General features: G+C 67.6%; 23 protein-coding genes and 1 tRNA gene. 7 read left to right on the forward strand and 17 right to left on the reverse strand.

The genetic code is table 11. From position 1 onward, the window contains the following. Nucleotides 1-25: 25 nt before the first annotated feature. From ACQR50_RS15990 to ACQR50_RS16010, 5 genes are read right to left on the reverse strand one after another with little or no spacing between them, the layout of a single operon-like run. Nucleotides 26-1,342 carry a copper resistance protein B gene (locus ACQR50_RS15990; protein WP_428969059.1) on the reverse strand — a complete coding sequence of 439 codons (1,317 nt, stop codon included), beginning with the start codon at nucleotides 1,340-1,342 and terminating at the stop codon, nucleotides 26-28. Further along, nucleotides 1,339-3,159, reverse strand: a complete 1,821-nt coding sequence (locus ACQR50_RS15995; protein WP_428969060.1) for a copper resistance system multicopper oxidase — start codon at nucleotides 3,157-3,159, stop codon at nucleotides 1,339-1,341. Before ACQR50_RS15995 ends, ACQR50_RS15990 begins: the two co-directional genes overlap by 4 nt. A gap of 44 nt (nucleotides 3,160-3,203) precedes the next feature. After that, nucleotides 3,204-3,767 (reverse strand): RNA polymerase sigma factor, encoded by a 564-nt coding sequence (locus tag ACQR50_RS16000; protein ID WP_056431821.1) that lies wholly within the window; start codon nucleotides 3,765-3,767, stop codon nucleotides 3,204-3,206. Between the two features lie 8 nt (nucleotides 3,768-3,775). After that, nucleotides 3,776-4,207, reverse strand: a complete 432-nt coding sequence (locus tag ACQR50_RS16005) for a periplasmic heavy metal sensor (protein WP_428969061.1) — start codon at nucleotides 4,205-4,207, stop codon at nucleotides 3,776-3,778. A gap of 8 nt (nucleotides 4,208-4,215) precedes the next feature. Further along, entirely contained in the window at nucleotides 4,216-4,503 is a 288-nt protein-coding gene (locus ACQR50_RS16010; RefSeq protein ID WP_428969062.1) for a hypothetical protein, read from the reverse strand. A 61-nt stretch (nucleotides 4,504-4,564) separates the two neighbouring features. On the opposite strand from ACQR50_RS16010, the gene ACQR50_RS16015 reads away from it, so the two are divergent. After that, nucleotides 4,565-4,987 carry a DUF6508 domain-containing protein gene (locus ACQR50_RS16015; protein WP_428969063.1) on the forward strand — a complete coding sequence of 141 codons (423 nt, stop codon included), beginning with the start codon at nucleotides 4,565-4,567 and terminating at the stop codon, nucleotides 4,985-4,987. A 26-nt stretch (nucleotides 4,988-5,013) separates the two neighbouring features. Here ACQR50_RS16015 and ACQR50_RS16020 read toward each other — a convergent pair. Both ACQR50_RS16020 and cpdR read right to left on the reverse strand, forming a co-directional pair. Then, nucleotides 5,014-5,088, reverse strand: a tRNA-Val gene (locus ACQR50_RS16020). A 44-nt stretch (nucleotides 5,089-5,132) separates the two neighbouring features. Beyond that, a complete protein-coding gene (gene cpdR, locus ACQR50_RS16025; protein WP_056431930.1) occupies nucleotides 5,133-5,510 on the reverse strand; it encodes a cell cycle two-component system response regulator CpdR in 378 nt (125 codons plus the stop codon). A 100-nt stretch (nucleotides 5,511-5,610) separates the two neighbouring features. Here cpdR and ACQR50_RS16030 point away from each other — a divergent pair, with 100 nt between their 5' ends. Then, on the forward strand, nucleotides 5,611-6,468 hold the full coding sequence (locus tag ACQR50_RS16030; protein WP_428969064.1) for an N-formylglutamate amidohydrolase: 858 nt from the start codon (nucleotides 5,611-5,613) through the stop codon (nucleotides 6,466-6,468). A gap of 421 nt (nucleotides 6,469-6,889) precedes the next feature. Beyond that, complete coding sequence (locus ACQR50_RS16035) at nucleotides 6,890-7,453, forward strand: DUF1993 domain-containing protein (protein ID WP_428969065.1); 564 nt, start codon at nucleotides 6,890-6,892, stop codon at nucleotides 7,451-7,453. 12 nt (nucleotides 7,454-7,465) lie between these two features. On the opposite strand, the gene ACQR50_RS16040 is transcribed toward ACQR50_RS16035, so the two are convergent. The 3 genes from ACQR50_RS16040 to ACQR50_RS16050 form a co-directional block, all read right to left on the reverse strand. Continuing rightward, nucleotides 7,466-8,008 carry a cytochrome b gene (locus ACQR50_RS16040; protein ID WP_428969066.1) on the reverse strand — a complete coding sequence of 181 codons (543 nt, stop codon included), beginning with the start codon at nucleotides 8,006-8,008 and terminating at the stop codon, nucleotides 7,466-7,468. A 4-nt stretch (nucleotides 8,009-8,012) separates the two neighbouring features. Further along, entirely contained in the window at nucleotides 8,013-8,786 is a 774-nt protein-coding gene (locus ACQR50_RS16045) for a SapC family protein (protein WP_056431924.1), read from the reverse strand. Nucleotides 8,787-8,862: 76 nt separating this feature from the next. Then, complete coding sequence (locus ACQR50_RS16050) at nucleotides 8,863-10,287, reverse strand: FAD-binding oxidoreductase (protein WP_428969067.1); 1,425 nt, start codon at nucleotides 10,285-10,287, stop codon at nucleotides 8,863-8,865. Between the two features lie 68 nt (nucleotides 10,288-10,355). On the opposite strand from ACQR50_RS16050, the gene ACQR50_RS16055 reads away from it, so the two are divergent. The 3 genes from ACQR50_RS16055 to ACQR50_RS16065 all read left to right on the forward strand — a co-directional run bounded on the left by ACQR50_RS16055 (nucleotide 10,356) and on the right by ACQR50_RS16065 (nucleotide 12,837). Then, nucleotides 10,356-10,793: a hypothetical protein gene (locus tag ACQR50_RS16055; RefSeq protein WP_428969068.1), complete on the forward strand. Its 438-nt coding sequence runs from the start codon at nucleotides 10,356-10,358 to the stop codon at nucleotides 10,791-10,793. A gap of 380 nt (nucleotides 10,794-11,173) precedes the next feature. Next, nucleotides 11,174-12,607: a DEAD/DEAH box helicase gene (locus ACQR50_RS16060; protein WP_428969069.1), complete on the forward strand. Its 1,434-nt coding sequence runs from the start codon at nucleotides 11,174-11,176 to the stop codon at nucleotides 12,605-12,607. 8 nt (nucleotides 12,608-12,615) lie between these two features. After that, a complete protein-coding gene (locus ACQR50_RS16065) occupies nucleotides 12,616-12,837 on the forward strand; it encodes a DUF1289 domain-containing protein (RefSeq protein WP_058746016.1) in 222 nt (73 codons plus the stop codon). 54 nt (nucleotides 12,838-12,891) lie between these two features. Here ACQR50_RS16065 and ACQR50_RS16070 read toward each other — a convergent pair whose 3' ends face one another. Then, nucleotides 12,892-13,659, reverse strand: coding sequence for an enoyl-CoA hydratase/isomerase family protein (locus tag ACQR50_RS16070; RefSeq protein WP_428969070.1), 768 nt, complete (start codon nucleotides 13,657-13,659; stop codon nucleotides 12,892-12,894). A gap of 373 nt (nucleotides 13,660-14,032) precedes the next feature. Here ACQR50_RS16070 and ACQR50_RS16075 point away from each other — a divergent pair, with 373 nt between their 5' ends. Further along, on the forward strand, nucleotides 14,033-14,812 hold the full coding sequence (locus ACQR50_RS16075) for an SDR family NAD(P)-dependent oxidoreductase (RefSeq protein WP_428969071.1): 780 nt from the start codon (nucleotides 14,033-14,035) through the stop codon (nucleotides 14,810-14,812). A gap of 155 nt (nucleotides 14,813-14,967) precedes the next feature. Here the strand turns inward: ACQR50_RS16075 and rarD are convergent, their stop codons facing one another. From rarD to ACQR50_RS16105, 6 genes are all read right to left on the reverse strand, one after another. Beyond that, complete coding sequence (gene rarD / locus ACQR50_RS16080) at nucleotides 14,968-15,861, reverse strand: EamA family transporter RarD (protein ID WP_428969072.1); 894 nt, start codon at nucleotides 15,859-15,861, stop codon at nucleotides 14,968-14,970. 44 nt (nucleotides 15,862-15,905) lie between these two features. Continuing rightward, nucleotides 15,906-16,136: a hypothetical protein gene (locus tag ACQR50_RS16085; protein WP_056431785.1), complete on the reverse strand. Its 231-nt coding sequence runs from the start codon at nucleotides 16,134-16,136 to the stop codon at nucleotides 15,906-15,908. Nucleotides 16,137-16,212: 76 nt separating this feature from the next. Further along, nucleotides 16,213-17,523 carry a dihydrolipoamide acetyltransferase family protein gene (locus ACQR50_RS16090; RefSeq protein WP_428969073.1) on the reverse strand — a complete coding sequence of 437 codons (1,311 nt, stop codon included), beginning with the start codon at nucleotides 17,521-17,523 and terminating at the stop codon, nucleotides 16,213-16,215. Between the two features lies 1 nt (nucleotide 17,524). Next, nucleotides 17,525-18,532: an alpha-ketoacid dehydrogenase subunit beta gene (locus ACQR50_RS16095; RefSeq protein ID WP_428970726.1), complete on the reverse strand. Its 1,008-nt coding sequence runs from the start codon at nucleotides 18,530-18,532 to the stop codon at nucleotides 17,525-17,527. Between the two features lie 187 nt (nucleotides 18,533-18,719). Beyond that, a complete protein-coding gene (locus tag ACQR50_RS16100) occupies nucleotides 18,720-20,015 on the reverse strand; it encodes a 3-methyl-2-oxobutanoate dehydrogenase (2-methylpropanoyl-transferring) subunit alpha (RefSeq protein ID WP_056431780.1) in 1,296 nt (431 codons plus the stop codon). A 244-nt stretch (nucleotides 20,016-20,259) separates the two neighbouring features. Further along, entirely contained in the window at nucleotides 20,260-22,233 is a 1,974-nt protein-coding gene (locus ACQR50_RS16105; protein WP_428969074.1) for a sialate O-acetylesterase, read from the reverse strand. Nucleotides 22,234-22,256: the final 23 nt, after the last annotated feature.

The raw sequence follows: 22,256 nt of genomic DNA on the forward strand, positions 1-22,256 counted from the left end.
TTCCTCCCCGGAAGGGGAGGAGTGGTCAGAACCAGGTCCGGATGCCCAGCGCCAGCGCGGCCCCGCCGCCGCTGGCGGGACCATAGCGGCGTTCCCAATGGACCCCGACATAGGGCGCGAACTCGCGCGCGATCTCGTAGCGCAGGCGCAGGCCCAGTTCGAGGTTGGAGACGCCCGCCGCGATCTGCTGGTCGGCTATGTCCTGCGCGGCGAAGTTCACCTCGATGCGCGGTTGCAGGATCGCACGCTGGGTGAGGCGCTGGTCGACCCAGGCTTCGGTGCGGGCCAGCAGCTCGCCCTTGTCCGACAGGAACAGCGCGCCCTCGACATCGAACCAATAGGGGGCCAGCCCCTCGACCCCGACCACGGCATAGGTCCGCCGCGCAGGCCTACCCACATCCTGCCGCACGCCCGCCTGCAAATTCCAATAGGGATCGATCGCCCTGGAATAGAGCGCCTGCACCTCCGCCGCGCCGATCCGGTCGCGGAACGCCCCCTCGCCCTCGGTCTTGACGACCAGCCGGTGGATGTCGCCGCCGAACCAGCCCTCCCCGTCCCAGCGATAGCCGTCGCGCCCGTCACGGACCTGCACCTCGGCCAGGTTGAACAGGATCTGCGAAAAGCGCATGCCGCCATGCTCCATCCGCATCTGCCGGTTGGCGGCGGCCATGGCGGCGGGATCGTAGAAGCGGTCGGCGGCGCGATCGGTCGGAGCGGGAGGTGGCGGCGCGGAACCGACGGCTTGCTGGGACATGGCGCCATGCCCCATCGTTCCATGGTCCATCGCCCCGTGGTCCATCGCCCCGTGGTCCATCGCCCCATGGTCCATCGCCCCATGGTCCATCGCCCCATGGTCCATCGCCCCATGGTCCATCGCCCCATGGTCCATCGCCCCATGGTCCATCGCCCCATGGTCCATCGCCCCATGGTCCATCGCCCCATGGTCCATCGCCCCATGGTCCATCGCCCCATGGTCCATCGCCATGCCCTCCGACATGGATTCCGTCTCCGGCTTGACCTGGCAATGCCCCATGGCGGCATGTTCCGCCGGGCAGGCAGGGGCAGTTCCCTCCTTCGGCATCGGGGCCATGCCGGGCATCGGGTCGGGCTTGCCAAGCGCCGGGGTGCAATGCCCCATCGCCGTATGTTCGGCCGGACAGGCCCGCACAGTCGCACGAGCCTTTTTCCGCACGGGCTTGACCACCCGGCGCTTGGCCGCTTTGCGCGGGGCCGCGGCGGGTTTGGCCGGAGCCATGGTCATGCCGGGCATCGTCATGCCGGGCATCATGTGATGATGCTGCCCCGTCGGATCGGCGAGCAGCAGCAGCGCAAAGGGGATCATGCCGCCGCTCCCGTGTCCGCGTCACGCCGGACGGTGACGACCTGCATCATGCCCGCATGCATGTGATAGAGCATGTGGCAGTGGAACGCCCAGTCGCCCTCGGCATCCGCCGTCAGGTCGAAGGTCGCGGTGCCGCCCGGTGCGACATTGACGGTGTGCTTGCGCGGGGCATGGTCGCCATGCCCCGTCACCAGCTCGAAGAAATGGCCGTGCAGATGGATGGGGTGCGCCATCATCGTGTCGTTCACCAGAGTCACGCGTACCCGCTCGCCCAGCCGGAACGGGATCGGGGCGGTCACCGCGTTCAGCTTCACCCCGTCGAACGCCCACATATAGCGCTCCATATTGCCGGTCAGATGGATGGTCAGCGCGCGCGACGGCGTGCGGGTGTCGGGATTGGCCTTGGCACTCATCAGATCGCGATAGGTCAGGACGCGGTGGCCGACATCGGCCAGCCCCTGCGGCGGTTCGCCGGTGCGGTCGACCGGCATCGGCGCGACCGTCTGGACGACGGGCGTGCGCGGCAGGCCGGGGGCGTTGGCGAAGTCGCGCATCTTGTGGCTCATCTGGCCGTGGTCCATCTGGCCATGATTCATTTGGCCATGATCCATCCGGAGCGCGGCATTCGGCTGGCAATGCCCCATCGCGGCATGTTCGGGGGAACAGCCGCCCGACATGGCGCCGTGCTCCATGCCCCCCATCCCCATATCCTTCATCGTCGCAAGCGGAAGGGGACGCAACGCAGGCACGGGCGCGGCGATGCCCATCCGGGGCGCGAGCGTCCCCCGCGCCATGCCCGATCGATCCCAGGTTTCGGCGACCAGCGTATAGGCGCGGTCCTCGGTCGGCGTGACGATCAGGTCATAGGTCTCGGCCACCGCGATCTGAAGCTCGTCGACCGTCACCGGCCGCACATCCTGCCCATCGGCCTGTACGACGGTCAGCGTCAGGCCGGGGATGCGGATGTTGAAGTTGGTCATCGCCGAGGCGTTGACCAGCCGCAGCCGTACCCGCTCGCCGGGCGTGAACAACCCGGTCCAATTGTCCGTGGGTCCATGGCCGTTGACCAGATAGCGATAGGTCGAACCCGTCACGTCGGACACATCGCTGGGGTCCATCCGCATCCGGCCCCAGTCCAGCCGTTCGCGCAAGGGCTGGTCCTTGCCCGCCAGCAGCCCGGCCAGCGTCTGCTTCTGATAGTTGAAATAGCCGCCCTGCATCTTCAACCGGCGAAAGATCGCATGGGGGTGAAGCGGGCTGTGATCGGACAGCAGCACGACATGCTCGCGGTCCGATGCGATGGGATCCGCCCCGGCGGGATCGATCACGATCGGGCCGTACAGCCCCTCCTGCTCCTGCAACCCCGAATGGCTGTGATACCAATAGGTCCCGGCCTGGACGACGGGGAACTCATAGGTGAAGCGCCCGCCCGCCGGAATGCCCGGAAAGCTGATCCCCGGCACCCCGTCCATCTGAAAGGGCAGCAGCAGCCCGTGCCAGTGGATCGAGGTCTCTTCGTCCAGCGCATTGACCACGGTGATCCGCACCCGCTGTCCCTCGCGCAGGCGGATCAGCGGGGCGGGGGCGGATCCATTGATGCCGATCGCATGATAGGGCTTGCCGTCGATCGTCATATGCTGGCGCGCGATGGTCAGGGTGATGTCGGGACCGGTCAACTCGGCCCGCGGCCCGGTATGGGCCGACAGGCCATGACCCTGCGCCCAAGCGGGCAGCACGGGCAAAGCGGCAAGCGAGGTCAGGCCGACGCCCCCGGCCAGAAGGTCACGGCGGCGTATCGCGGTCGTCGGGTCGATCATGCCCCCTTATACGCATGTAGGCGGCCCTCCCCTCACCTGGCCCCTCACCCGGTCTGCTCGCGCAAGGCGGCACGGGCGCGGCGGATGCGAAGCTCGACCGCCTTGCTGCTCAGGCCCAGCGCCTCGGCCGCCTCGGCCTGGCTCAATCCCTCCACCGCGCACAGGATCAGCGGCTCGCGCAATGCGGCGGGCAAGGCATCGAGCGCGGCCAATGTGCGCGCCAGCGAATCGCGCTCGATCGCCGCCGCCTCGCCCCCGATCCGGTCGTCGGCGACCTCTGCCGCCGCCTCGACCGGCAGCACCCGCGCCAGCATCGCGCGCACCCGCCGCCGCCGCGCCCAGTCCCGGCATTTGTTGAGCGCGATCCGGCTGAGCCAGGCGCGCAAGGACCGCGTCTGGTCGAACCGGCCCAGCGCGCCATGCGCCGCGACGAAACTCTCCTGCACCAGATCCAGCGCCTCATCGGCGTCGCGGACCTGCGCCAGGATCAGGCGATACAGCGCCGCCTTGTGCCGCGTGACGATCGCGGCATAGGCGCCCGGCCGCCCGCCGATCGCCAGCGCGACCAGATCGCCGTCCGCCAGCCCCGCCAGATCGCGCTCCCCCACGCGCCCGGCTATCGGCCTGTGTCGGTCAGCTTGGCCGCCACCAGCCGGTCGAAAATCGCCGCCTGATCGGGGCGAAGGAGGCGACGCATCGCAAAGACATGCGCCAGCGTCGCCTTTTGCAGATCCCCCATGCTGTGATGGACCGCGTCGATGGCTTGCGAGACCTGCGGCCCGTCGCGATGCTCGGCCTCGATCGCGGCGGCCAGCCGGGCATTGTCGCCCCGCAACCGCGCCTCCAGCCCGGCGCGCCGCGCCGCGAACTGCGCCTCCAGCCGGTCGAGCGCGACCCGCTGCCCCGGGTCGAGCGCGATGTCGCGGTGGACCAGCATGTGGATGTCGCTCGCCCGTGGCTCGGCGGGCATCAGCAATCGGCACCCGATCGCCACCCCCGCCAGCGCCGCGACGAACGCGATCACCAGGGTCAGCAAATTCCGACGCATCGCCCCGCTCATCGGCCGAGCAACAGGGTCGAGGGCGCCAGTCCCGTATCGAGCGCGGCGACCTCCACTGGCCGGTCCCGCGCCTCGCTCCGCCCGGCCACCACCCCGCCGCCGACGATCCCCAGCATCAGCGCCGCGCCGCCCGCCAGCGCCAGTCCCCGAACCGACAGACCGCCTGTGTCCGCCCCTCCCGCATCGATCGCGGCCGCCACCCGTCGCTCCAGCGTATCCAGGGTCGCGGGCGGGGTGCTGTGCGCCAATCGGGCAAGATCGCGGTCGAACGGGTCGGTCATCATGAAACCATTACGCAAAAACGGTGGCCGTCCCTCATGGGGCGGATAGGATCAGCATATGGACATGGCCACGCTTCGCAACATCGCCGCTTTCGCGCCCATCCTGGCCGCGCCCGATTTCGTGACGGGCGCATGGACCGAGCCTCGGCGATCCGCCGAGGGGGTCATCACCATGGCCTGGTTCGACCTCTCCGAGCCCGCCTCCGCCTTCGTCGCGGCCATCGCGACCGAGGATGTCGCGGCCCATTACCGCAGACCGGTGGACGAAGAAGCACGCGCCGCGCTGATGCACATGGCCGAGCATCCTTCCGCGATCGCCGATGCGAGCATCGAACAGATCGCCTGGATCCTGACGTTCCAGCTGCGCGCCGACCGGTTCTCGGAAGGGTCGCTGGCACGCGCGTTCGAAACAGGGCTGATGCGCGCCATCGCCGAGCGTGCGGCGGTTCTCGGCGAGATAGACCGGAAAAACCAAAAACCCCGCTAAGCCGATTGGCCTAGCGGGGTTTTCGATGGTGGGCGTGGCAAGGATTGAACTTGCGACCCCTGCGATGTCAACACAGTGCTCTACCACTGAGCTACACGCCCGCCGGAGGCCGGGCAATTAGCAGTTTCGGCGGGGCTGGCAAGCCCTAAATCGCACCATCCGCCGATTCTTTTGCAAAAAGTCGATCCACCTCCATCACCAGGTCGCGCAGGTGGAAGGGCTTGGACAGGACGCGGGCGTTGGGAACCGCCTGCCCCGCCTTCAGCGTGACCGCCGCAAAGCCGGTGATGAACATCACCCGCAGGTCGGGGACCAGCGAGGCGGCGCGCTGCGCCAGTTCGATGCCGTCCATCTCGGGCATGACGATGTCGGTGAGCAGCAGGTCGAACCGCTCGCTTTCCAGCAAAGGCAGCGCCGCCGTGCCGCGATCGACCGCCGTCACCCGGTAGCCGGACCGCGTCAGCGCCCGTGTCAGATATTCGCGCATGACCTCGTCGTCTTCGGCCAGCAGGATATGGAACATCGCGTCATCCCGATTCATGTTGAGGGCCAGCTTAGCGGCCGCGCGGTTAAGATTTCCAGACCATTGCCCACATTGGATTGCCGCCATAGGATCGCCGCCAATGGCCAGCCCGAGCTTCGGCGCATCCTTTCAGAGTTTTGGCGATCCGGTGCCCTCGGGGCCGGTGGTCATCTCGGTTTCGCATGGCGGGCGCGCCTATCCGCCGGAGCTGGTCGCGGCGCTGCGGGTGCCCGTCGCCGCCGTGATGGCGCTGGAGGACCGGTTGATCGATCTGGTCGGCATGGCGGCGCGCGGCGACGAGCCGATGCTGGTGCAGGATATGCCGCGCGCATGGATCGACCTGAACCGTGACGAGCGCGAGCGTGATCCGCTGATCGACGAGGGCGCGCGGATGGCGCCCCGCGCTTCGGCCAAGCTGCGGAGCGGGCTGGGCCTGGTGCCGCGCCGGGTGACGGGGCATGGCGATATCTGGACGCGGCGCTTCACCGATGCCGAGATCGTCGCGCGGATCGAAAACGACCACCGCCCCTATCACCGCACGCTCGCGGAGCGGCTGGCGGCGGCGCGGGCGCGGTTCGGGGTGGCGGTGCTGCTCGACCTGCATTCGATGCCGCCGCTGGGGGCACCGGGACTGGTACCACGCATCGTCATCGGCGACCGGCATGGCACGACGGCGGCCACCCGCTTCGTCCGCCGGATCGAGGCGGAGACGCGCGGGGCCGGTTTCGCCGTCACCCGCAATGCGCCTTATGCCGGGGGCCATATCGTCGAGCGGCATGGCGATCCGCGACGCGGCATTCACGCCATCCAGCTGGAGCTCGACCGCTCGCTCTATCTCGATGCCGCGCTGGAGGCGCCGGGGCCGGGTTTCGACGCCATGGTCATGCTGGTCCGCCGAATCCTGTCTGCGCTGGCCGCGGAAGCGCTGGGCCAGCCGGCCGCGATGGCCGCCGAATAAAAAACCGCCTCGCGCAAGGGGGAAGAGCGCGAGGCGGCCAAGGTTCAGGGAGGAGACACGCTGAAAGCGTGTCATACGACATCGCGAAAGGGGGGACACGACGTCGTACAGGATATAAATAAGAAGGGGCCTATTTGGTTCAACCCCCGCCCCCACAATTCGTCATTTTTTCGTAATGGGTGGTGGCGGAGCGGGCGTGCGGCCAATCCTGCGAGACTCAGTTCTCGGTAAGGTTGTTCAATAAACTGGCGCGCTGCGATCGCTCACGCTGGGCCGTTCAAACTCAAGCTTTGGCTTCCCCATACCGCTGGTCGACACAAACCACCGTTTTGATCCACCCGACATCTCTCAACATGCATTCCAATGGGGAAGTCGTAAGGCCGTCATTGCGCTGTCGTCGTCGACACGTACGATCCTCGGCATGACCCCGACGAACCTGCTCGTTCCGACCTATCGGAATATGCTGCAAACCCTCTCCGGCTTGCTCGACAAGGCACAGCAGCAAATGTCGGCCAGGTCGGAAGCCATGCCGGCAGCGCGGCTGGTGGCCGACATGTTTCCGCTAGCAGCCCAAGTCCGCTTCGCAGCCTTTCAAGCCCAAGAGGCCGTGTTCCGGTTGCGTGATGAGCGCGTGCCCGATTGGCTGAATACCGTCGCTGCCGAAGGACGGAATGCCAGCAGCGCCCCAGGGACGATTGCCGATGCCAAGGCACGGATCGACGATGCCCTCACCTTTCTCGCGGATGTGCCGGGCGACGCCCTCGATGCTGGCCGGGACTTGCCGATTACGATCGAATTGCCGGGGGGCATGACGTTCGACATGACGGGCGAGCAGTATCTGCGCGACTGGGCTTTGCCGCAATTCTACTTCCATGTCGTCACTGCCTACGCGATTCTTCGCAGTCATGGCCTGGAAATCGGCAAGGCAGATTATGTGCCACACATGTTCGCCTATCTGTGCCCCGGATCGATGATAGAGGCGTAGACGACAACGGGCTCACCCCCGCCGGAAACTCATCCGCGCGAGCAGGCCGTCGCGCAACAGGAAATGGTGGCGCAACGCTGCGGCAACATGGATCGCCACCAGCACCAGCATCGCCCAGCCGAGAATCTCATGCGCCTCGTGCCCGACACCGGCGGCGGCCTTGCCGATGGGGAGTGGCGGCACGTCGAACAGGCCGAACCAGCTGACGGGCCGCGGCACGTCGCGGCCGGAGCCCATCGCCCAGCCGGTCATCGGCATGGCGATCATCAGAACATAGAGCGTGGCGTGGAGCGCATGGGCGCTTCCGCGCGCCCAGACCGGGATTTCGGCGGGCAGCGGCGGCGGGCGATGGCCCAGGCGCCAGGCGATCCGTGCCGCCGTCAGCGCCAGCACGGTCAGGCCGATCGCCTTGTGCAGCGGAATGGTGCCGGGCAACAGGCTCTCATGGAGCAGCCCGATGGCGAGGTTCGCCACGACCAAGGCCGCGATCGTCCAGTGAAAGACGATCGCGACCTGGCTGTAGCGCGGACTGGCGGAAACGACCGGCCCGCGCATCGGATCAGCCGACCGGCTGAAGCTGCGGCTGCGGCATCTTGCCCAGCTGCGCCTGACGGGCGAAGATGTCGCGCATCAGCGAGAGCGAGAAGAGGTGCGCATAGAGCAGCGGGAGCATGCCCGACTGGCTCATCTTGCGCAGCTGGTCCCCGCGCAGGTCGACCAGCTTTTCCTCGTTGATCATCTGGAAACCGCGATAGACGAAGGGCTGGTCCGCGCCGTCCGGCTGGATCGAGACTTCGCCGTCCATCAGCAGACCCATTTCGCCCAGTTCCTTCATGAAGTTCTGGGTGCGCGCGCCCGCCTGTTCGAACGATTCGTTGAACTGGAGGATGTTCTTGGTCAGCTCGCTCGGCTGGTTGCCGTCGAACAGCGACTCGCCGTCGTCGAACGCGCCGATGGTCGGCGAGGTCGGGTCGAAGCACAGCGACAGCTCTTCCGATTCCGGGCGCAGCCGCGCCAGCATGTACGGATAGCGGCGAATATAGGCGGGAACGTAGAAGTTCGTCTCGGTCAGGCGGCCTTCGTCATCGACGAAGACGTTCACGCCCTCGTTCAGGCCCATCAGCGCCAGCGGGATCGGCTGGTCGCCGACCGAGAAGACGATCGGCATGAAACGCTGCACCAGCGGGAATTCGTCCACGGTCACGGGAATGGCGTGCTGGCCGACCAGGAAGGGCGCGGTCTCCTGCGGGCGAACCTTGTAGTTCGCATGAGCCTCGCTCGAAAGCGGCTCCAGGCCGTTGTAGAAAAGCGGAAGGGACGGCGCGCTCGCCATGATATTCTCCAAAAAACGCGATCCACGCGAGCCCCCCGGCCGCGTGTCCTGCGTCCGTGTCTATGGGCCTAGCGCCTCATGCGCAAGCGACGAGCTTGCCCGGATTGAACAGACCGTGCGGATCGAGCGCCGTCTTGATGGCGCGGATCGCCGCGACCCGTTCGGGCGACAGGCGGGCGAGTTCGTCGCGCTTCATCTGGCCGATGCCGTGCTCGGCCGAAATGGTGCCGCCCGCCGCCATGACCAGATCATGGACGAAGCGGGTGATGGTCGCGGCATCCTCGGCATAGAAACGGTCGCGATCGGTGCCGGGCGCGGCGCGGACATGGAAATGGATGTTACCGTCGCCCAGATGGCCGAAGCCCGAGGCATGGGTGCCGGGGAAGCGCGCGTCGCAGGTCGCCGCCGCCTCGACCATGAAGCGCGGCATGGCATCGACCGGCACGGCGATGTCGTGCTGCACCGCCGGACCCAGCGCGCGCTCGGCATCGGACAGCGAGTGGCGGAGCAGCCAGAAGGCCTCGGATTGCGTATCCGAGGCGGCGATCACCGCGTCGACAACGACTCCATCCTCCAGCGCACGGGCCAGTTGCGTCTCCAGCATCGCGGCGGGATCGGCCTGGGCATCGCCGGTCACCGCCTCGATCAGGACATGCCAGGGATGCGTGCCCTCCAGCGGCGAGCGCGCGCCGGGCAGATGCGCGACGGCGGCGGCCAGGCTTTCGGCGGGCATGATCTCGAAACTCTCGATCATGTCGGTCGCCGCCTGCAACCGGCGCAGCAGGGTCAGACCGGCGCCTGGATCGGACAGCCCGACCCAGGCGGTCGCCGAGCGCGCGATGCCCGGCGCCAGCCGCAGCGCGGCGGCGGTGACGATGCCCAAAGTCCCCTCCGCGCCGATCAGCAACTGGCCCAGATCGTAACCGCGATTGTCCTTCTTCAACGCCGACAGCCCGTCATGGAGCGTCCCGTCGGGCAGCACCGCCTCCACGCCCAGCGTCAGGCCGCGCATGGTGCCGAAACGGAGCACCTGCGTACCCCCCGCATTGGTCGAGACGAGACCGCCGACCGTCGCATTGCCCTTCGCTCCCAGCGTCAGCGGAAAGCGCACGCCCTCCGCCTCGGCAGCGGCGTGAAGGTCGGCCAGGATCACCCCCGCCTCGGCCACCACCATGCCCGCACCCGTATCGATCCGCCGGATGCGGTTCATCCGCCGGGTGGACAGGATCAGCGCCGATCCGTCGTCAGGCGGCGTCGCGCCCCCGACCATCGAACTGTTCCCCCCCTGCGGCACCAGCTTCACCCGGTGTTCGGTCGCCGCGCGCAGCACCGCCTGCACCTGTCCCGTATCGGCGGGAGCGAGGATCGCCGGGGCGTGGCCGGAAAAGCGCCGCCGCCAGTCCACTTCCCATGGCGCGATCAGCGCGGGGTCGGTGACGATGCCCTTGTCGCCCAAAATGGGGGTCAGGGCCTGGAGCAAAGCGGTCTGGGCGGGAGTCATGACGGGGTTCGCCTAGGCCAGGTTCATAAAGCGTTCAATCATCGGGCCTATGAAGGGATCCTGCTGACATGCTGCGCCGCCATCGAAACCTTGCCGCCATCGCGCTGATGACGCCCGCCCTGCTGGGTGCGGCCGATCGGCGTGAGCCCGTGCATTATGCGCAGGTCGTCATCCGCGAGCGTGTCGTCATCCGCGTCCCCCGCGCCGCGCCAGCGCCCGTCACCCCGATCCGGTGGAAGGAGCGCAAGGGCCCCCGCTGCATCCCCGCCCAGGACCTGGCGGGTGCGCTGCCCGCCGAGGAAGGTGCGGTCGACATCGTGCTGACCGGCGGCCGGCGGGTGCGCGCGCGACTGGTGCGAGCCTGTCGCCAGCTCGATTATTATTCCAGCTTCTATATCCGCCCCGGCCCCGACGGCCAGATTTGCGCCGACCGCGACCCGATCCGCACCCGCGCGGGCCGCACGTGCGAGATCGAGCGGTTTCGATCGCTGGTCCCGGCGCGCTGACTTCTCTCCCGGGCATGGGGAGCATAGGAAATTCGTGCGAATTAAATTTCGACCTAGCCGCCAGCACGCCCCTCCCGCAGGCGAGTTTCAGGTCGGTCATGCCCCCAGCATGACCTAAACGATGCGGGGCATCGTTTACCTGAAACTGGGATGGGGGAGGGAAGCGCCACAAGCGATGCTCTCGGTGAGACTCCTTGCCCTCCCCCGACCCCTCCCGCTTGCGGGAGGGGGGAAGAAGGGAAGATGACGTCGGGATTCGCAAGGTATCGCCCCCTCCACCATGTGGAAAACTTGACATTCGCCACCAAATCCGCAAGCGGCATAGGCTGCTGGGCGAGTGCGGGGCGATTCCCATTCCGCACCAAATTCCGGAAAATTGCATGAGCTTTGCCGATCTCGGCCTCTCCGACGAACTTCTCAAGACGGTCACCGACGCCGGCTATACCGAGCCGACGCCGATTCAGGCCTCCGCCATCCCCTCCGTGCTGATGATGCGCGACATCATCGGCATCGCGCAGACGGGCACGGGCAAGACCGCCTCCTTCGTGCTGCCGATGATCGACATCCTGGCGCATGGCCGCAGCCGCGCGCGGATGCCGCGCAGCCTGATCCTGGAGCCGACGCGCGAACTCGCCGCGCAGGTCGCCGAGAATTTCGAGAAGTATGGTGCCAACCACAAGCTCTCCATGGCGCTGCTGATCGGCGGCGTGTCGATGGGCGACCAGATCAAGGCGCTGGAAAAGGGCGTCGACGTGCTGATCGCGACTCCGGGCCGGTTGATGGACCTGTTCCAGCGCGGCAACATCCTGCTGACCGGCTGTTCGATGCTGGTCATCGACGAGGCGGACCGGATGCTCGACATGGGCTTCATCCCCGATATCGAGGAAATCTGCACCAAGCTGCCCAAGCAGCGCCAGACCCTGCTGTTTTCCGCGACCATGCCGCCGCCGATCAAGAAGCTGGCCGACAAGTTCCTGGAAAGCCCCAAGACGATCGAGGTGGCACGTCCCGCCTCGACCAACACCAACATCACCCAGTTCGTCGTGCCGGTCGCACCCCAGTCGTTCGAGAAGCGCAAGCGCCTGCGCCAGTTGCTGAAGCAGGACGAGGTTCGCACCGCGATCATCTTCTGCAACCGCAAGACGACGGTGCGCGAGCTAAACAAGTCGCTCAAGCAGCACGGTTTCCGCTCGGGCGAGATTCATGGCGACATGGAACAGCCGCAGCGCCTGGCCGAACTGGAGCTGTTCAAGCGCGGCGATATCAACATCCTGGTCGCCTCGGACGTCGCGGCGCGCGGGCTGGACATCAAGGGCGTCAGCCACGTCTTCAACTTCGACGCCCCCTGGCACCCGGACGATTATGTCCACCGCATCGGCCGGACGGGGCGTGGCGGCGCGACCGGCACCGCCTATACCTTCGTCGCGCCCGATGATGCCGAGAATCTCGAGAATATCGAGAAGCTGACCGGCCAGACGATCGACCGTCTCGAACTTCCCGCCCCGGTGGAAGAGGAACGCCCGGCCCGCCGCACGCGCCGCGACCGCGCGCCCCGCACGGCCGAGGTCGAGGCGACCGCCCCCGTGGCGGAAACGGTCGAGGAAGCGCCCCGCGAACGCCCTGCCCGCAGCCGTCGCGAGGAACCACGTCGCGAACAGGCTCCCCGCGAACAGACCCCGCGCCAGGAACCCCGCGAAGCGCGGGGCGACGATCGTCGCCGCGACCGCCGCCGCTCGCACACTGACGAGACGCCCGATGACGGCGGCTGGAACGGCCCGATTCCGGACTTCCTGAAAGTCTCGTTCGGAATCTGACGCCGCCCATGTCGCTCGACATCATCAGCTTTGTCGAACCCCAGCCGGCCAGTGTCGCCAGCCCGTGCGTCCTGGTCTGCACCATGGACAAGGCGACCGGCTGGTGCCTGGGCTGCGCGCGCACCATCCGCGAAATCTCGAACTGGAGCGCGAAGCCCGCCGAGGAACGCCGCGCGATCCTGGCGGCCCTGCCCGCGCGTCAGGCCGAACTGGCGGCACGCAAGGGCTGAGGCGTCCCGCCTCGACGTCCGTTCAGCCTGAATGAAGGGCGGGTGTGCGGGACGCTACCGCCCCGCAAAGCGCCCCGGCCGCCGCTCGGTGACCGCACGCACACCTTCGGCAAAATCCTCGGTCCGCATCAGCTTCGCCTGCTCGGCCAGTTCATGATCGGTCGCCGCCTCGACCAGCGCGCGCAAATCTCCCCGGATCGTGCGCCGTGTCGATGCCACCGCCAACGGCGCGGCGGCGGCGATCTCGTGCGCCAAGGCCAGTGCGGTCGCCTCCAGCGCATCGGGCGATACCAACTGGTCGACCAGCCCCCAGCGCTCCGCTTCCTCGCCCCGGATGCGCCGCCCGGTCAGCAGCATCATCGCCGCGCGCTGGCGCCCGATCACCCGCTCCAGCACCGCCGAGATGCCGAAGCCCGGATGCAGCCCCAGTTGGACGAAGTTCGCCACGAACCGCGCCTCCGGCGTCGCGATGCGGAAATCGGCGACCAGCGTCAGCCCCAGTCCGGCACCGACCGCCGCGCCCTGGACCGCCGCGACCACCGGCGTCGCCACCCCGAACAGCCGTGCCGCCGCCATGTAGAAAGGGCTGCGCTCGCCCGGCGGCAACGGCTCTGCGACCGGGTTCGCATGGACCAGGTCGGCACCCGCACAGAATACCCGACCCTCGGATCGAAGCAGGATGGCGCGAATCGCGGGGTCCGAATCCGCGTCGTCGAACGCTTCCGCCAATTGCGAAATGGTTCCCAGCCCCAGATGATTATTTGGCGGATTCCGTAGGGTCAGGATAGCGACGGCCCCGTCATGGCGGATTTCGATAGTCATGCCCTCCTATTAACCCGGCTTCGACGCCAGTGGCCAGCACCATACCCGTTGCTCGAAAGACACAGCGGCAAGGCATAAAGCGGCCGAGCGTAAACAGGTGCTTGAGCCGGTCGCCCCGCTCGGACTAGACAATGGCCATGTCAGGTGATCGGCCGATAACGGGACGACGCCTAGGCATCGGGAGCCCACGGGCTCCGTGCCGGGAGGGGATGCCGGGCGGCCTGGAAAACGGGCCGCCCTTTCCCCCTTCATCATCCCGCCCAATCTTCCCCATGCGATCCGGTGGAACCCGTCCGCCCGATGCGGATTGCTAAAGACCTGGATCGAACGGCGGCTGGCCGAAGGGATGGCCGCCCCTTTTGGGGATATGGCGATGCCCGACACCATCCTGATCACCGGCGCCTCCGCCGGGCTGGGCGCGGATTTCGCGCGGGCGCTGGCCAAGAAGCCAGTGACGCTGGTGCTGACCGCGCGGCGCACCGACCGGCTGGCGGCGCTGGCGCAGGAACTGGGCACGCGGCCGGATGTCGAGGTGCATGTCATCTCCGCCGATCTGGGCCGACCCGAAGGGGTGAAGACGTTGCTCGACGGGATCGCCGACCGGGGTCTGCGGATCGACACGCTCATCAACAATGCCGGCTATGGCGCGCTGGGTGACTTTGCCGACAGCGATCTGGCGACGCAGACGGGGATGATCGACCTCAACGTGCGGGCGCTGGTGACGCTGACCCATACGCTGCTGCCGCCTATGCTGGCGCGAGGGCGCGGGCGCGTGCTGAACGTCGCCTCGACCGCCGCCTTCCAGCCGGGGCCGTACATGGCGGTCTATTATGCCAGCAAGGCGTTCGTGCTGCACTTCTCCGAGGCTTTGCACGAGGAGGTGAAGGGGCGCGGCGTGACGGTGACGGCGCTGTGTCCCGGGCCGACCAGGACCGAGTTCGCCGATGTCGCGGGCATGGCAGAGACGCCTTTGTTCGAGCGCTTCGCCTCCGGGTCGGAACAGGTGGCGCGCGACGGCCTCGCCGCGCTGGAGCGGGGACAGGCGGTGATGGTGTCGGGGCTGCTCAACCGGCTGACCGCCGCCAGCACGCGGGTGGCACCGCGCGGGGTGCTGCGGCGGGCGGTCGCCAAGCTTCAGAGTGGACGGCAATAGGTGTTTTTCGCGCGGAGGCGCGGAGACGCGGAGGTGTCTGGACGTGACGGACTGGCCTCCTCCCTTTCGATCGGCAGACAAAGCCGAACTGTGGCGAGAATAGGCAGCCTGCGGCTGGGCGATCCCCCTCCGCGTCTCCGCGTCTCCGCGCGAACCTATTCCGCCGTCACCGGCGTCCGGCTGCCCCGCACGCTGTCGAAGGCGTAGAGTGCACAACCGGCCCAGATCAGCACGAAGGTGACGATGTGGACGGGCTTGAGCGGCTCGCCGAACAGCAGCACCGCCTGCGCGAATTGCAGGGTCGGGGCGATATATTGCAGCAGCCCCAGCGTCGCGTACCGCATCCGCCGCGCCGCCGCCGCGAACATCAGGAGCGGCGCCGCCGTCACCGCGCCCGCCAGGATCAGCAGCATGTCGAGATGCCGGTCCACCCCGAACGCCGCCGTGCCATTGCCGCTCGCCTGGAACAGCACGAAAAGCGCGGGGGCAGCGAGCAGCAAGGTCTCGACCGTCAGGCCACCCAGGGCATCGATCGCCGCGATCTTGCGCACGAAACCGTAGAAACCGAAGGACAGCGCCAGTGCCAGCGAAATGCCGATCGCCCCGCCGCCATTGATCGCCAGCACGACCACGCCGATGGCGGCGATGCCCACCGCCACCGCCTGCATCCGGCGAATCCGCTCGCCGAGAAGCGCGACGCCCAGCCCGACATTGACCAGCGGGTTGATGAAATAGCCGAGGCTCGCCTCCAGCACATGGTTGTTTTGGACCGACCAGATATAGACCAGCCAGTTGACCCCGATCAGCGCCGCGCTGGCGCAGAGCAGCAGCAAGGTGCGGCCTCGCGCTGCCGCGATAATCGCCTTGCCCCGCCGCGCGACGAGCACCACGACTATGAGCAGGAGGAGCGACCAGAGGATGCGGTGCGCCAGCACCTGAAGCGCGGGCACGCCCTTCAACAGCTTGAGATAGAGCGGCAATATGCCCCAGCTGATATAGGCCCCGATGCCGAGCAGAAGGCCGGTGCGGGCAGATGAAGCGGTCGTCATGCCGCCCCCTGTTCACGCTTGGGGTTAAGATGGCAAGCCGGGCGTCACCCGGCGACCATTCCCCTCACCTCGACCGCGCCGCCCAGATTGACGACCCGGCCCGATACCATGCCGGTGATCCGCACCGAGGCGCCGCGCTCGACGATGACATCGCCTGCGACCATGCCCTTGATGGTCGCATGGACACCGGAGGCGACGAGGACGTCACCACCGACCATTCCGCGCACCGTCCCGTCCGACGTCACTTCCAGCGAACCCGCCGTCATTCCGCGCATGGCATCCTCCTGTCTCGAAGACAGGACGCTGGGGGCGGGATTTGGTTCAAGGCCACGCCCCCGCCCGGCCGCAGCCTCAATCCGCGAACAGCATCACCGGCGTTTCCAGCAGCCGCTTCAACGCCTGGACATAGCTTGCCGCATCATAACCATCGACGACCCGGTGGTCGCAGCTGATCGACAGGTTCATCAGCTTGGCCCGCACGATCGTCTCGCCGCCGCGCCCGTCGGAGCGGAAGACCGGGCGTTCGACGATGCGGTTCGGGCCGATGATCGCGACCTCGGGGCGGTTGATGACCGGGGTCGTCGCGATGCCGCCCAGCGGCCCCAGCGAGGTCAGGGTGATCGTGCCGCCACCCATGTCGGTGCTGGCGATGCTGCCAGCGCGCGCAGCCTCGGCAAGGCGGCCGATCTCCGTCGCCAGCTGCCAGACATTGCGGCTCTCGGCATTGCGGATGACGGGGACCATCAGCCCGGCGGGGGTCTGCGTCGCCATGCCCATATGCACCGCACCCGAACAGTTCACCACGCCCGCCTCGTCATCATAACGCGCGTTGAGCATCGGAAAGTCGGGCAGCGTCTTGCAGATCGCGACGATCAGCAGCGGCAGCATGGTCAGCTTGGGCCGATTGCCGCGCCCGGCGTTGAGCTGCGCGCGCGTCTCCTCCAGCGCGGTGACGTCGATTTCCTCGACATAGGTGAAGTGCGGAATGGCGCGCTTGGAGGCGGCCATGTTCTCGGCGATGCGGCGGCGCATGCCGATGACGCGCACGGCTTCGTCGGCGCGGGGGCTGCGGGCGGGGGTGTAGCCCTGGCCCGAACCATAGCGAAGAAACGCGTCCAGATCCGAATGCCGCACCCGGTCGCCCTCCGCGGGCTTCACGCTGGCGAGGTCGACGCCCAAATCTAGCGCCCGTGCCCGAACGGCGGGCGAGGCCAAAACCTTCTTCTGCTCCCTCTCCCCTCCGGGGAGGGGGTCGGGGTGAGGGGTAGCCGCAGGCGATTCGTCAGAGGGGGCAGCTTGCGGCGCCCCCTCACCCCGCCCCTCTCCCACAAGGGGAGAGGGAGTTTGCGCTTCTTCGACGCCGGGGTTTTCGGCTTCCAGCACGGCCTCTTCCGTCGCGGGCGAGGCGGCTTCCTCCACCGCATCGGTCTCGATCACCATCAGCGCCGATCCGATCGGCACCTGATCGCCGACTTCGCCCGCCAGCTCGACGATCGTACCCGACACGGGCGACTCCATCTCGACGGTCGCCTTGTCGGTCATCATGTCGGCGACCGACTGATCCTCCTCCACGCGGTCGCCGAGCTTGACGTGCCAGGCGACGATCTCGGCCTCGGAGATGCCTTCGCCGATATCGGGTAGGCGGAAGGTGAAACGAGCCATGTCAGGCGTCCTTCAACAGGGTCTTGAGCGCCTGGCCGATACGGACCGGGCCGGGGAAATAGGCCCATTCCAGGCTGTGCGGATAGGGCGTGTCGAAGCCGGTCACGCGCGCGATCGGCGCTTCGAGGTGATAGAAGCAGCGTTCCTGGACCAGCGCGGACAGCTCCGCGCCGTACCCGCCGGTCCGCGTCGCCTCGTGCACGATCATGCAGCGGCCCGTCTTCTTCACCGACGCCTCGATCGCATCGATGTCGAGGGGCACGAGCGTGCGCAGGTCGATGATCTCGGCATCCACGCCCATATCGGCGACCACCGCGGCACAGACATGGACCATCGTGCCGTAGCACAGGATCGTCACCGCCTCACCTGCGCGCACCGTCGCCGCCTTGCCCAGCGGGATGCGGTAATAGCCGGTGGGCACCTCGCCGCCGGGATGCTTGGACCAGTTCTCGGCCGGGCGATCCCAATGGCCGTTGAACGGGCCGTTATAGATGCGCTTGGGCTCGAAGAAGAGGACGGGGTCATTGTCCTCGATCGCGGCGATCAGCAGCCCCTTGGCGTCATAGGGGGTCGCCGGGATCACCGTCTTGATGCCGGAAACGTGCGTGAAGATGCCCTCGGGCGACTGGCTGTGCGTCTGACCGCCGAAGATGCCGCCACCAAAGGGCGAGCGCACGGTGATCGGCGCGGTGAACTCGCCCGCCGAGCGATAGCGCAGCCGGGCCGCCTCGCTGACCAGCTGGTCGAGCGCGGGGTAGATATAGTCGGCGAACTGAATCTCGGGCACCGGACGCAGGCCATAAGCACCCATGCCGACCGCGACGCCGATGATGCCGCATTCGGTGATCGGCGTGTCGAACACGCGGGTCTTGCCGTATTTCTTCTGAAGGCCAGCGGTGGCGCGGAAGACGCCGCCGAAATAGCCGACATCCTCGCCCATCACGACCACATCCGGGTCGCGCGCCATGACCACGTCCATGGCGGAGTTGATCGCCTGGATCATGTTCATGCGGGTGGTTTCGCCCGCTTGCTCAGTCTCGGTCATAGTGTCGCTCACTGTCCCTCTCCCATCGGGAGAGGGAGGGAGGCGCAAAGCGCCGGGAGGGTGAGGGCGGGACGCGCGGCGAGGACACCCTCACCCTCCCACTCGGCCTTGCCGAGCGGGCCCCTCCCTCTCCCAGTGGGAGAGGGGAAATTCATTTCCGCGCCCATGGCCGTCCGCTCGCTTCTTCCTCGTCGAGCATCTGCTGGCGCTGCTCGCGTAAGTGCCAAGGCATCTCCTCGAACACACCGTCGAACAGGCTGTCGAGCGGCTGGTGCAGGCCGTGACCCAGGATACCGTTCGCCTCGGCCGCCTTTTGCGCGGCGCGGACCTCCTCGGCGACTTCGCGGTCCTGCGCGGCGTGGCGTTCCTCGTCCCATTCGCCCAGGCCGATCAGGTGATCCTTCAACCGCCGGATCGGATCGCCCAGCGGCCAGGCGGTCGGCTCCCCCGCCGAGCGATATTGCGTCGGATCGTCCGAGGTCGAGTGCCCCTCGGTGCGATAGGTGAAATGCTCGATCAGCGTCGCGCCCTGATTGGTCCGTGCGCGCTCGGCGGCCCATTGGGTGGCGGCATAGACCGCCAGCGCGTCGTTGCCGTCGACCCGAAGGCCCGCAATGCCATAGCCGATCGCACGCGCGGCGAAGGTCGTCGCCTCCGCGCCCGCGAAGCCCGAAAAGCTGGAGATCGCCCACTGGTTGTTGACGACGTTCATGACCACCGGCGCCCGGTAGACGGCGGCGAAGGTGCAGGCCGAGTGGAAGTCGCCCTCCGCCGTCGAGCCTTCACCGCACCACACGGCGGCGATACGGGTGTCGCCCTTGGCGGCCGAGGCCATCGCCCAGCCCACCGCCTGTGGGTACTGCGTCGTCAGATTGCCCGAGATCGAGAAGAACCCGGCTTCCTTCGCCGAATACATGATGGGCAGCTGCTTGCCGCCCAGCCGGTCCGCGCTGTTGGAATAGATCTGGTTCATCATGTCGACCAGCGGCCAGTCGCGCGCGATCAACAGCCCCTGCTGGCGATAGGAGGGGAAGCACATATCCTCATAATCCAGCGCATGGGCGGCGGCGACGGCGACCGCCTCCTCGCCCAGCGCCTTCATGTAGAAGCTGGTCTTGCCCTGACGCTGGGCACGAAACATGCGCTCGTCGAAGGCGCGGAGCAGCACCATGTGGCGTAGCATGCGGCGGAGGCGATCGGGCGAGAGCCGGGGGTCCCAGGGACCGACGGCGCGGCCCTCGTCATCGAGCACGCGGACCAGCGTATAGGCGAGTTCGTGGAAGCTGTCGGCGGGCGCGGCGGTGTCCGGGCGGCGCTGGGCACCGGCGGGCGGAACCTCGACACTGGCGAAGTCGACCGCATCGCCCGGCCGGAATTTCGGCTCAGGGACATGCAGCTGCAACGGGGCCAGGTTGGCGCGCGAAATGCCTTCTGGCGGCACGGCCATGCTCTCTCCTCAACGCTTCGCCCGATTCATGTCGGGTCGTTGCTATCTTTCAACCGGATGACATTTTATTTCAAGCGCCTTTTGGGGGCGTTGGTCGGTCGAACGCGTCGAGTGGTGGGGTTTTTCCTCGTCCACCTCAATCACCCTCACCCTTCCGGCGCTTCGCGCCTCCCTCCCTCTCCCACCGGGAGAGGGAAGGGGCCCGCCCGCTGCAAGCGGGTGGGAAGGGTGAGGGTGTTACAGATCAATTCCCCGTGATCACCGCCTCGAACGGCACCACCGGATGCGGGGCTTCGTCGTAAAGGTTGACGACCGGCGCATCGGCCCAGGCATAGCGCACGCGGACATCGCCTGGCCGCGCATCGGCCAGCCGAGCCTCCGCCCCGTTCACGCTTGCATTCGCATACCGACAAGCGCTCGCATCGCACAGCTCGAACCCGATCGGTGCGGCGGCACTCCACGCATGAAGCGCGCCCTGCACCCCGTCGAAGTGCAGCACGACCTCGCCCCCCGCGCGGGTGGCCGAGGCGATCATCGGTCCGGACGCATTGGCGCGGTCGCCCGCCTCCAGGTGGCCTTGCGCAAAGACCAGCCGCTTGGCGAGTTCGTTCTTGTCCGCCGGGTGGATGTCGTTGCGCACGCCGATGTCGATCGTCGTCGCGAGCGCCGCATGCGCATCACGCAGCACCGCCAGACGCTGCGTCTCGCGCAGGGCCGCCCAGGCGCTGTTCTCGATCTTCACCGGCGGCGCACCGAAATTGGCGAGCTGGACGATCAGGAACGGCAGTTCGGGGCTCTGGAACTGCCGTCGCCAGCCGGTCATCAACGCGGCCAGCCGGTCGCCATAATCGGCGCGGCCGACATCGGACTCGCCCTGATACCAGGCGACGCCCTTCAACCCGATCGGCCCCAAAGGCGCGATCATGCCGTTATAGAGCGTTCCCAGCCCCGCATGGCTCTCCCAGGGGCTTCGTGGATAACTCTGGTCGTTCGCCTTGTAGACCGAATAGCGCCAGCCGGTGCCGAGCGGGATCGGCTGGCCGCCTGCGGGGGTAAACTGGATCTTGTCACCGGGGCCGAACATGCCGCCCGGACCATAGGTGTCGCCCAGCCCGATAACGATCTCGTTGCGGCCCTTCTTCAGGGCCGAGCGCGGCACGGTGTAACGCCGCCAGTCGCCCCAGCCGAAGGTCGCGCCGACGACCATGCCATTGACCCACACGGTGTCGAGCTCGTCGATCCCGGCCAGCTCGATTACGCCGTCGCCGGTCGGGGCTTGGGCCAAGTCGAAACCCTGCCGGAACCACACCAGCCCGTTATAGTCGGCCAGTTCGGGCACGCCCCATTCCTCCCACGGGCCGAATTTGGGCACCGGGGTCCAGTTCAGCCGGTCGGGGGCGTTCCACGGCTCCTGCCCGCGTTTCGTCCCGCTCGCCTTGCGCCACCAGTCGCCCCAGCGATCGCCGAACGCGCGCAAGCCCGCCGCATGGTCGCGGGCATAGAGCGCCAGCAGGTCGGCATCGGCGGACAGGCCGGGCAGCTTGCGCGCGTCGGTCGCGTCGATCCAGGGCAGGATCTTGGTCCCACCCCAGCTCGAATCGATGGCGCCCATCGGCACATTCGCCTTGGCTGCCAGATCCTTGACCATCAGATAGCAGGCGGCCGAAAAGTCGGCGACGCTGGCGGGCGAGACGGCCGCCCAGACCGGGCGCTTCTCCAGCGGCTCGTCGGCGGACAGGCCGACATGATGCGCGATATCGAGCAGGCGGATATGGTCATTGGCCGCGCCCTTGACCAGCCCCTCGCCATTCAGCGCCTGCTTGGTCGGATATTCCATGTTGGACTGGCCCGAACACAGCCAGACATCGCCGACCAGCAGGTCGTCCATGGTATCGACAGCGCCGTCCTTGCCGGTCGCGGTCAGCGTCAGCGAGGTGGCGGTCGCCGCCATGGCGGGCAGGGTCGCGCGCCAATGGCCCTTGGCATCGGCGGTCGCGGTAGCGCTGGCACCGCCCAGCGTCACGGTGACGCCCTCGCCCGCATCGGCCGCGCCCTCGACGATGATCGGGCGGTCGCGCTGCAGGACGGCATGGGCGCTCATCGGGGTCAGGATGCGCGGTCGCGCCTCCGCCATGACGGGCCAAGCCGCCGCCGTGCCCAGCAGCAACGCCAAACCCACACGCCGCCCGGCGCCGGACCATGAATGCCCCATCCGCATGTCATCCCTCTCCTATGCCCGGC

The sequence above is a fragment of the Sphingomonas sp. Xoc002 genome (assembly GCF_050408055.1).
In the GTDB taxonomy this organism is placed as follows: Bacteria; Pseudomonadota; Alphaproteobacteria; order Sphingomonadales; family Sphingomonadaceae; genus Sphingomonas; species Sphingomonas yabuuchiae.